At 31.2% G+C, this 11415-nt stretch carries 9 protein-coding genes; 1 reads left to right on the top strand and 8 read right to left on the bottom strand.

Going from position 1 to position 11415, the window contains the following annotated elements; translation table 11 throughout:
- From ACJAX4_RS17785 to ACJAX4_RS17765, 5 genes are all read right to left on the bottom strand, one after another.
- On the bottom strand, window positions 1–192 hold a 192-nt coding region (locus ACJAX4_RS17785; RefSeq protein ID WP_435790789.1), incomplete at its 3' end, for a hypothetical protein.
- 20 nt (window positions 193–212) lie between these two features.
- The gene (locus ACJAX4_RS17780) at window positions 213–902 is read right to left on the bottom strand and encodes an ABC transporter ATP-binding protein (protein WP_435790788.1); all 690 of its coding nucleotides are present in this window, start codon (window positions 900–902) and stop codon (window positions 213–215) included.
- Complete coding sequence (locus ACJAX4_RS17775) at window positions 895–1725, bottom strand: ABC transporter permease (protein ID WP_435790787.1); 831 nt, start codon at window positions 1723–1725, stop codon at window positions 895–897. Before ACJAX4_RS17775 ends, ACJAX4_RS17780 begins: the two co-directional genes overlap by 8 nt.
- Window positions 1726–1757: 32 nt before the next feature.
- Window positions 1758–2573, bottom strand: coding sequence for a ZIP family metal transporter (locus tag ACJAX4_RS17770; RefSeq protein WP_435790786.1), 816 nt, complete (start codon window positions 2571–2573; stop codon window positions 1758–1760).
- Window positions 2574–2697: 124 nt separating this feature from the next.
- Window positions 2698–3105, bottom strand: a complete 408-nt coding sequence (locus ACJAX4_RS17765; protein ID WP_435790785.1) for a hypothetical protein — start codon at window positions 3103–3105, stop codon at window positions 2698–2700.
- Between the two features lie 228 nt (window positions 3106–3333).
- Here ACJAX4_RS17765 and ACJAX4_RS17760 point away from each other — a divergent pair, with 228 nt between their 5' ends.
- A complete protein-coding gene (locus tag ACJAX4_RS17760; protein ID WP_435790784.1) occupies window positions 3334–4059 on the top strand; it encodes a tetratricopeptide repeat protein in 726 nt (241 codons plus the stop codon).
- A gap of 59 nt (window positions 4060–4118) precedes the next feature.
- Here the strand turns inward: ACJAX4_RS17760 and ACJAX4_RS17755 are convergent, their stop codons facing one another.
- The 3 genes from ACJAX4_RS17755 to ACJAX4_RS17745 all read right to left on the bottom strand — a co-directional run.
- Window positions 4119–4565: a DUF2383 domain-containing protein gene (locus ACJAX4_RS17755; protein WP_435790783.1), complete on the bottom strand. Its 447-nt coding sequence runs from the start codon at window positions 4563–4565 to the stop codon at window positions 4119–4121.
- A gap of 51 nt (window positions 4566–4616) precedes the next feature.
- A complete protein-coding gene (locus tag ACJAX4_RS17750; protein WP_435790782.1) occupies window positions 4617–7868 on the bottom strand; it encodes a DEAD/DEAH box helicase in 3252 nt (1083 codons plus the stop codon).
- A gap of 108 nt (window positions 7869–7976) precedes the next feature.
- Window positions 7977–11415, bottom strand: a 3439-nt coding sequence (locus tag ACJAX4_RS17745; RefSeq protein WP_435790781.1) for a diguanylate cyclase, incomplete at its 5' end; no start/stop codon positions are given.

Raw genomic sequence — 11415 nt, 5'->3', positions numbered from 1 at the left:
TTCATCCACGGTTATTGAAAGTAATAGTCCCATATACACATTAAAAGCGGATAAAATAAAAATTAATAACATTATTATTTTAAGTGTTAAATTAGAAATATACAAATAACTCACAATAGCCAATAATGCAGATATAGCAAAGATACTACCAAGTTTTATTATAGAATCACGTTTCCCAGCAAATTTTTCCATGTACTCTCCTTTGTTTATAGCTATTTTGTATCGATGTCCATATTGATTCTTCCATCTTTTATCTCAATTATCCTATCAGTTTTTTCTGCTATCCTCCTATCATGTGTAATAATTATGAAAGTCGTCTTAAATTTCTCGTTTATATCCCTTAGTATAGTGTATATATTCTCTGTTGACTCAGAGTCTAAGTTTCCTGTAGGCTCATCCGCAAGTATTATTTTAGGGTTATTAATTAGTGCCCTTGCAATTGCAGTTCTCTGCTGCAGTCCTCCGGACATATTAGTTGCCAAATTATCTTTTACTTTGTAAATCCCAACCAAGTTCATGAATTCCTCTGCTCTTTCTATAATTTCTTTAGAAGGTTTAGGGTTATTCATCATATATGGAATAAGTACATTCTCTATAGCTGTGAATTCTGGTAACAAATAATGAAATTGAAAAACAAATCCAATAGTTTTATTTCTAAGTGCAGCTAGTGCGTTCTTACTCATGCTATCTGTTCTTTTACCGCTTATATAAACCTCTCCACTGGTAGGTTCATCCAAAGTTCCCATGATATTCAGAAGTGTACTTTTACCACTTCCTGATTGACCAATAATTGAATTGAAAGAGCCTTCTTCAAAAGACAAGTTTGTATCAAATAAAACCTGTGTTTTTACAGCAGTGCCATAAATTTTATTTATATCCTTTAATGTAATAACGCTAGCCATTCTTAATCACCTCAATCGGTTCTAATTTTGATGAGCTTCTTGCTTGTATAAGAGCCGCTAACGATGCAGAAACTACAGCTATAGCACCTGATAATGCAATGAATTTATAATCTAGATAAAGTGGTATAATTGATGTCCCATCAGGATTTAACGCGAATTTGGTGAATCCCACCATAAGTGTAATCCCAAAGATTATTCCCATTATTGCCCCAGCAACCCCTAATAAAAGTCCTTCATACAAGAAAATTTTACTGGCATCTCTATCCTTTATTCCCATAGCTTTAAGTATTCCAATTTGTTTGGATTTTTGAACCACTGTTATAGCAAGCACACTTGCAATGCCAAGAGTCACAGAAATAAGTACGGAAACTTGTATCATCAAACTAGAAACACTTTGTCCGTTAAGACCCCCAAGTAATTCTTCGTTTTGATCCTTCCAGTTTTCAACTTTTACATTATTATCTGCTAACTCTTCATTTATGCTTATTGCAATTTCATCTGCTTTAAATACATCTTTTGAGTTTAATTGCATTTCTATAGACGTAACTTTATTATTAAAATCAAATATGTCTTGAGATGTTTTAAGATTTGTTATAATCCAAGATTTATTTATATTTGCTACCTTTAAATCATAAAACCCAGTTACTATAGAATCTTTAGTTTTCCCATTAGGTGTAATCAGTGAAATCTTATCTCCAATGTTTAACTTCAGTTCTTCCTTCAAATTTTTACCTATTAGTATTTCGTATAAATTTTTAGGAACATTGCCTTCATATATTTTTGATTTTATATCGTATAAATCTTTTCCCTGCTCTAAATTCAATCCCCTCTTTATTATAATATTTTCTATAACTATTACCCCAAAGCTACATCTAATATCATCATAATCGCAAACCCTAGCATAGCGCCAATCGTTGAAATGTCAGTGTCGGAACCCTGTTGTGATTCCGGTATTAATTCTTCAACAACCACAAATATCATAGCTCCTGCTGCAAAAGACAATGCATATGGAAGAATAGGTTTCATAGCTATTACTGCAAACGCTCCTAATACTCCTGCTATAGGTTCTACTATACCAGAGGCCTGCCCATATATGAAACTTTTAAAGCGTGAGAATCCCTCCCGCCTTAGTGGTATAGAAACCGCAGCCCCTTCCGGGAAGTTTTGAATACCAATCCCGATTGCCAGTGTAACAGCTCCTGCAAGCGATGCTGAGGGTAATCCCGATGCTACTGCACCAAAAGCAACTCCAACTGCAAGTCCCTCTGGTATATTGTGTAATGTTATAGCTGATACTAGTAGCACACTTCTTTGCCAGCTGGTTTTAATGCCTTCCGATTGTTCTATTGGTTTATTAAGATGTAGATGCGGCAAAATTTTGTCTACTACTAAAAGAAAAGTTCCACCTGCTAAAAATCCTACTGCTGCTGGTATCCACGCTGGCGTACTTGTTTGCTCCGCCATCTCTATAGCAGGTGCCAGTAGCGACCAAAAACTAGCGGCAATCATAACTCCTGCTGCAAAGCCAAGCATAGCATTTAACACCTTCCTATTTATATCTTTAAAGAAAAATACTACAGCCGCTCCTAAGGCCGTAACGCCCCATGTAAATAATGTTGCAATAAGTGCTTGAGCTACGGGATTAAACCCGCTAAGCCAATTTATTATCATAAAAATCCTCCATTCTAAAATCTCATGTCTTTTAATATTCTTTTACATATTATATATATGAATTCTAACAAAATGTGTTTATTTAAATAATACTACAAGCTCTTATGTTTGTAAATACTTATTATCAACTAATACTTTTTATCCCTTCTATGCTTTTAAAGTAATCTAATATTATCTCTTTATCCTCACTAGAAAATTCATACATATCCACTTTACTTTTAGTAATCCATTTAACTGATTGTATGTCTTTATGTGGTGTTAAATACTCTTTTACCTTGCCAGTGTAAACTATCAAAGTATCTCCACTATCAAAAGAATATTCTTTAAATTTAGTTATGTCAAATATGTTACATTTTAGATCCTTATCTATTGCTTTACTAACAATTTTCTCCGCAGTTACCTTGCCTTTTAGATTACTACTAAAAATACTCCACACTTTTTGTAAATTCTTTTTACTTTTACCTCTGTTTACAATCAGCACCGCATTAAAATCATCACAAACTAATATTGAGCACTTCACAATTTTATCCATTTTGTCTCCCCCTTAAAATAATTTTACCCTTTTCTGATTTTTCTGTAAACTTGCCTAAAGGTATTATAAAACAGATGGGAATAAATATCAACCCAAAGATTCCAGCATACTAATTCCACACTTGTTTCAACATTATTGGCACAAAATAAAAATCCTATTTAAAATGAATAGGGTTTTATTTTGTGTCAACAATTATAATGTATATGTTGTAATGAGAGGAGTATGTTAATGGAAATTAATGTTAGATTAAACAAAGATAAAATGTTAGTTAAAGAGTATATAGAAAGGGGTAAGGGACTTTTTAATGACGGAGAAACTAAAAAAGCATTTAAAGAATTTAATAAAGCCATTTTATTAAATAACGAATATGCTGAAACTTACCTTGTAAAAGCTGATGCTCTTATTGGAATGTGCGAAGCCTTTGAGGCTGAAAAGTGCATAAATAAATACATAGAACTTGCTCCGTTCGATCCAAAAGGTTACTGGAAGTTAATTGATATACACGATTTAATTGGAGATTTTGATAGCTGCATTTACTATTGTGAAAAGCTTCTTGAACTCCATGGCGAAAATATAACCATATATTTGAAAAAAGCAGAGTTTCTAGCTCTACTTAATGATTTTAAAGAAGCTATAACCTGCTTTGACATTTGCTTAAAACTAGACCCTAATTTTTATGATGCGCTATGTGGTAAAGCAAGTTCGCTACGTTCTCTGGGTAATAAAAATGAAGCTCTTGAAGTATATAATAAAGCTATTCAAATAGATAGCACTAAAAGTGTTGCCTATTATGGAAAATCTGAAGTATATGTGGATATGAATAAAAGCATAATAGCCTTGATATATGCAGAAAAAGCATACAGAATAGACCCTAACAATGAGTGGTACAAATGTCACTATACCATGTTAAAAAATATTGATATAGATATTAACGAATCACCTTCAACTTTATAATGTTAATATTTTATAACTAAATAGTAAAATGCCCCCACCTTGCACGTGGAAGCATTTTACTATTTACATGTTTCAATTATTTTTTGTATTTTTCTCAAATGGTTGTCATAGTCCGCTACAACGGCTTTTACTTCTTTCATTAAGCTAGCATCCAAACTACTATTCTCATCTATAAATTTTCCACCTTGTTTTATTCCCATCTCCATGGCATCTAACGCATGCTGGCATACTCCTAAATCAGTATTTACAGGAATAAGCTTTATTTTTTCAAAGAAATCTGCCATAGTACCCAGCACCCCAAGGGTATCTGCTGCATTACCGTCTAATTTTTCTATTCTACTAGTAATTGCCTCTTCATGTCTTTTGAATGATTCTATAATTTGAACTAACTCATTTTTAAGTTCATGACTTTTAGCTTTATGGAGGTAGTCTTTGAATGTAGTACCTCCCATGTGTATACCTTTTAAGAATTTATTCATTTCTTTTACATCATTAGTTACAGCCATAATCTCACCTCAGTTTATTGTGAGCATTTGGTATTTATATTATTCATAAATTTATTCTTTCATCTCAAATAATCCAAATACTTCCTCATCGCTCATTGCTGAAAACCCTTCGCCTCCGGAAAGTTCCTCGCCCAAAAGTTCTGATATAAGCTTTTTCTTGTCTTCTTGAAGTGAAATGATTTTTTCTTCAATAGTACCTTTGGCTATAATTTTTATAACCTCTACCACCTTCTTTTGCCCTATCCTATGAGCCCTATCTGTGGCCTGCTCTTCCACTGCTGGGTTCCACCAAGGATCAAAATGAATTACTACATCTGCGGAAGTTAAGTTAAGACCAGTCCCTCCAGCTTTTAAACTTATTAAAAATACAGAACTCATGCCATCATTAAATGACTTTACTAAATCCATCCTTTTTTCTGAAGATACAGAACCGTCTAGGTAACTAAATTGTATTTGCTCTACTATTAGTCTTTTTTGTATGTTTTTAAGAACTGTGGTAAATTGAGAGAAAACAAGTATTCTATGCCCCTCCTCTATACTGTTATGAAGCAGTTCTACTAGAGCTTCCATTTTTGCACTATCCCCACTATAATCATTCATAAGTACTGAGGGATCAAGACACAATTGTCTTAGCTTTGTTATGTAAGAAAGTATTTCTATCTTACTACTTTTAAACTCATCACTGCTCACCTTTTTTTCAATAAGCTCCATTGCGTAATTAGCATACGTTTTATAAACTTTTTTTTGCTCCTGCCCTAGACTAACCCACAGTGTTTTTTCTATTTTATCTGGTAATTCCTTTAATACATCTTTTTTTCTTCGTCTTAGGATAAAAGGTTTTATAAGTCTATTTAAGTCCTCTAATATCTCTGGAGACTCCTTAAGTTTTTTGTGATATCTTACACTAAATCGCTTCTCATCATATAAGTATCCTGGCATTATAAAATCGAATATAGACCATAAATCCATAAGAGAATTTTCTATTGGAGTACCTGATAGTGCAAACCTAGTCCTTGCATTTATTTCCTTAACAGCTACTGCATTTTGAGAATTTGCATTTTTAATGTTCTGTGCTTCGTCTAATATACAATAATCAAACTCCAATTCATTGTATCTTTCTAAATCCCTCTTTAATAAGTTATAGGTAGTTATAATCACATCATATCTATCTATATTGGTTATTACTTCCTCTCTTACATCCTTTGAACCATTAGCCGCAATCACCTTTAGCCTAGGTCCAAACTTTTCAAACTCACTTATCCAGTTATATATTAAAGAGGTAGGTGCTACTATCAACGTCTTACTTCCCTCGTTAGATAATATAAGAGTGATAGCTTGAATAGTTTTACCAAGACCCATTTCGTCTCCTAAAATTCCACCAAACCCTAAATACTCCAAGGTTTTAAACCAATTAAATCCAATTTTTTGATATTGTCTTAATTCACCCTTAAATGAATCTGGCTGCTTAAAGTTCAACTTTTCTATGTTTTTAAGTTTATCTTTTACTTCTTTCAATTCTTTTTTTCCTTTTATATATCTAATATTATTTTCCTCTAAATAATCATTTAGAAAAATGCTCTTGTTTTTAGATATTTCAATATGATTATTTTCACTACGGGAAGGAGTCATAACATCTAAAAGCTTCAAGAATTTATTAAGCTCTAACTCCTCTAAATCTAAATATTCGCCATTTTTAAGCTTATAATATTTTAGACTATTTCTAAATGCCCTAAGTATATTTGTTGTTTCCACGGGCTCAATATCACCTATTTTAAAGTCCATTTCAAAGTAATTATATTTTCCACTTTTAATATTCCCACTAATGCCAGTCGTCCCCAAAGATTTTATACCTTTAAAGTTTTGAGAGTAATACACCTCTCCTATTTCTTGAAGTCTTCCAACTTCACTTTTAAAAAACTTAAAAATACGATCTTCTGATTTTACAAAATGAAACTTATTCACTATTTGCTCAAAGCCTAAGGCTTTTAAAATTGAAGTTACCTGAACTTCCTTTTTAGAATCTCTATATACGATTTTTTCGCTGCAGTCCTCGAAAATATTAAACTCAAAAGTTCCATATTTAACCTTTGTAGATAGAGTAATCACTTTCCCTTCTTGATCAAAATAAAATCTAAATTCACACTTAGCCATTATTATTTTTTCTTTAATGGACTTAGATAATTCTACACTCGGTGATAAAAAATTAAGATCTGGAATCAGTCTTCTTAATATGTTCTCCTCCTCAAAGCTTGTCATAGTTACTACCCTTGCCTCATTAAAAACTTCAAGATAAGGATTGAGCTTATAACAAAACTCATAATCTGGAAGATATAAGGTGCTGCCATATAATAAAACATCATTTTTAGACCCCAGAGCCACCGGCATTCCGTTTATTGATTTAAGCACATAATTATCCTTTATTATCTTTAAGTCAAAATCCAGAGCTGGAGCTTCATACAAAATTTCAGTATCTACAGGTCTAGAAAAAAAACCTTCATTTAAATACACCCTATGCTTAGTTATAATTTCGAAAAATTCTCTAGTTAAAAATTTCGGAATATTAATATTTTTACCATCTATATATCGGTCTACATTTCTATTGGAATGCTTTTGATTTCCCTCCATGGTTTTTAACATTGAAATAAAACCAATAAGCCTTTTATCTACCGTGCATAACTTTTGATTTCCTATATTAAAAGTGAAATTTTTACTATAATTTATAGGCAGGTTATTATAATATGCTAATAAAAAATGATTTATATCCTTTATAATATATATATTATTAGAAGCCATATAGGTAAGTCCTATTTTAAACTCCGCTGTAATATCATTTGTCCACTGATTTTTATTTATGTAAACTTCTATTTTAATTTCATCCTTATATTTTTCATCACCTAAAAGCATAGATAATACATTGTTTTTATTTTTAGATGTACGTAGAGTAGCCACATCGTCTTCCATTAAAAGGGGATGCTTAGCTAAATCTTCTAAGGCACTATAAAAGGTAGCGACTAGATGTTTACAACAATAATTTTCTTTTCTAAATTCATTATTTTCAAAATCATCGCAACTACAAAATGTAGAAAAAATACTTCTCCTATCTGTATCCATTTCAATTTTGGTGTGATATTCATTGAAAAGTTTCTCTGAAATTACATTACCTTCTATACATATTAATTTATCTTCGCTTATAATATCGCGGGAAGAAACAAGGTCATTACTTAGTACCCTTTGGCCTTTAACAAGGTTTTTCCCACTGGTCCCTTCATTAAATATTTGTAGTACCATATCTTCCTTCAACATATTGTCTCCCTAGTTCTTTTGATTTTATAATCTTCTAATTATACCATAAAAATAGAAAGAATATAAAACGCATGTTTTATACTCTTTCCTAAAGGGAAAACCCTATTATTACAACAATCCTACCAAAAGCTGTCCTAAGGTACTTACAAAATTCAAATCATCAAATTTAAATTCCTTTATTTTAATAGGTACCGTTAAATATAGTATTGCACTAACATTTCCTGATTTAACTATAGGAACAGCTAAAACTGAATTCCAATTTGGCATCCCTGTTACTAAATCATATTCAATTACAGAATTCCAATCTATTGTATAAATCCCTTGTTTTTCATCAATTACGGAGTTTATTATATCCCCACTATAGCCTTTGGCCTCAGTCCAATTTTCCTCGAAGATCTTTCTACCGAATTTTTTAGTAATTTTATTTCCACTCACCATAAAGTACATACCATTTTGAGCCTCAGTAGTTTCTATTATTCTTCCAAGTGCATTAAATATTTGAGTTTCCAAATCATACTCAGATTTAATAATTTCCATAAGCTCCATCATAGCCAGTACATTTCTTGAATCTTGAACTACATTCCCCGATATTATTCCTGAAAGTTTATTAGTGCCCTTCATTTTACCTGAAAACTTATTTTCCCAAATTTTACATCTGTTTTTACCATTTGCCTTAGCTACATATAATGCCTGATCAGCTTTTTCTACTAATTCCTTTTCCCACTTACCATGGTTTGGATAAGTAGCAATACCCATGCTTACAGTTAATTCTCTTTTAAAACCTAATATTTTTTTATTATCAATATTTCCCCTTACTCGTTCTGCAATTTCACTTGCCACAATTGTGTCAGTTTCTGGTAATATAATTATAAATTCTTCCCCACCATATCTTCCACACACATCCAATTTTCTAATTGAATTCATAACAACTTCACTTACATCATGTAGTACTTTATCTCCAGTTGGATGCCCAAATCTGTCGTTAACCCCTTTAAAATCATCCAAATCAAACATAATTATTGAGAACACACCTTCAGCCGCCTCAGCTTTTTCAACTTGTCCTGAAAGCTCTTCCTCTAAAAATCGCCTTGTGAGTGTTCCTGTTAATTTATCAATAGAAGAGCTTATTTTCAGTAAATAATTGTCCACAATAAATCCTACAAATGAAGTTAAGTCTGTACATTTGCCCAAACTAACCTCATTGAAATTGTTTAGCACTCTTTGGGACTCCATATATAAATAACCCTTTATATGCCCTGGATTTGAAGGTTCTTTAACTCTCTTACTTTCTCCCTTCGATAATTCTTCAAGAACATATTTTTTCCCTATAATTGGAATACACATTATTGATTTCATACCACCCGGCATAAATCTTAATTTAACATTTTTCGAATTATTAAATGTTTCGCTTACCAATATAGGATTTTTAGTTTCCCTTACTCTTTGCAGGATTAGTTTAATGTCCTCGATATCGTAATTCCCATCACTTGATGCAACAACTGAGTACTCATTATCATTCCCCTCAGATATAATTAAGCTCCTAGAGGATAAAACCATACTAGAAATAAGTTTTGTAATAAGGTCCAATGTTTGAAGTGGCTCCTCACTCATATTAGCAATTATATCATTTATATTATTAATCCCTTTTGGAAGAATGGAACTATAAATTTTTTGTGCTGATTCAACAAATCTTTTATTATTTAATATTTCAGCAAATGCGACGTAATTAAAAAGCCCCTCTAAATCGTCATTGTTTAAAATGATTAGATTACCTTCTTTTGAATTGCACATTTTGCTGTATTCATAGGTATTACTAATTTCTTTAATCATATTAAAAGGCTTTATCCTAATGTGTTCATTAATATAATTAATTCTTAACTCCAATGGTAATTGCATTGTACAATCTTTAATTATCTCACAGGCTTCAAAGTAATAGTTTACTGCATATAAATAATCCTTCTGCATTAAATAATAATCTCCAATACAACTACATATTTTCCATTGAAAAGATTTAGTTTTCACTTTTTTAGATAAATCCAAAGCTAACATTAGGCTCTCTATCTTATTTTCTCCAATACCTATTAGCCCTTCTAAATATAATCTTTTAATATTAATCGTGTCACCTAAAATATCCTCATAATTCAAGGGATAAATCTCAAGTAATTTAGCAGCTTGATTAACATATCCATTTTCATGCATTGCTATACAAATTTCATATAATGCATTCACTTTATTTGTATTGTTCTTATATGCATCTATTATTGATTTTATATACTCAATGCCTTTATCTATATCCTCTATTCTTTGTGTTCTATGTATTTCTAGAACAAGCAATAATAATTTACTATCATTATCTTGAGTTGTACCATCATTGTTATATACCTTTAATGCCCTTTTAATTAAATCATAAGCTTCATCAATATTTCCTATACCATAATAGAATTCTGCTCTCATTTGATAATAAATAGAAATATCCTTACCTTGAATAGGAAACTTCTCTAACTCACTTTGTGCTAGTAAAAAATTTTCATGTGCCTTATTGTTATTTCCCATTTTCAGGTAAACAAAGGAAAGATAATTGTATATATAAAATATATTACTTTCAAACTCGATGTTTCTAGACTTTTCTAGTACATCATTAAAATATTTTAACGCTGAATTATAATCATACTTATCAGAATAACAAGTAGCCAAATTAACTAAAGCAATTATTCCTAAGTCTATAATATTATTTTCTTCTGCAATTACTAAGAATTTATTATAATAACTAATAGCCGTTTCATTTTCATGATAATGATCACCATAGATTACCCCTAAATTATTTAAGCAACGGCACATGCCTTCCGCAAAATTTATTTCTTCAAAATATACCAATCCTTTTCTATAGCACGTCAATGCTTCAATCGGCCTAGCGGTTTCAGAATACATAATCCCAAGATTGTTGTATATAATACCCTTATGCTTTATGTACGCATTTCCACACTTTTTTATGCTATTAGTACATACATCAAAAACCTTATCATATTCCTGTTTTGCAGTATAAGCTTTTGCAAGAAGATTTTTATTTTCAAGATATCCTTCCACGTAATTAGTAGTTAACAAAAGTGATTCACCTTTTTTTATATAATCAAGTGCTTTTCCTACTTCATTTCTCTTCATACATATATTTGCTACTTTATTTGCGCTATCAACTTGAATTTTAACTTCCACTAAATCTATTGAGTATGTATATGCTTCTCCATAAGTTTCTAACGCTTCAGTTAAGTTTCCTGTATCTGAGTAAATATCCCCTATTTTAAGAAGAAGCTCTACTTTTTTATTTTGATCTTCTCCATCATATAACATAGATAGTGCCTTTTTATATTTAGAAATAGCTTCATCCATGAATCTAAATGACTTCATTTTTTCTGCAAGTTCTATACAATATTTAACAATTCTATCTTTATCATTAGCTTTTTCTAAATGATATATAAGCTCTTCTTTGTTTTCTCTACCTTCATCTTCAAATATGATTTCTAAGACAGATGCTGCAAACTTATGCCTTACT

Source organism: Clostridium sp. (assembly GCF_051278035.1).
In the GTDB taxonomy this organism is placed as follows: Bacteria; Bacillota; Clostridia; order Clostridiales; family Clostridiaceae; genus Clostridium_AD.
The sequence above is the reverse complement of the archived record's forward strand: the minus strand, read 5'-3'. Positions and strand labels throughout refer to the sequence as shown.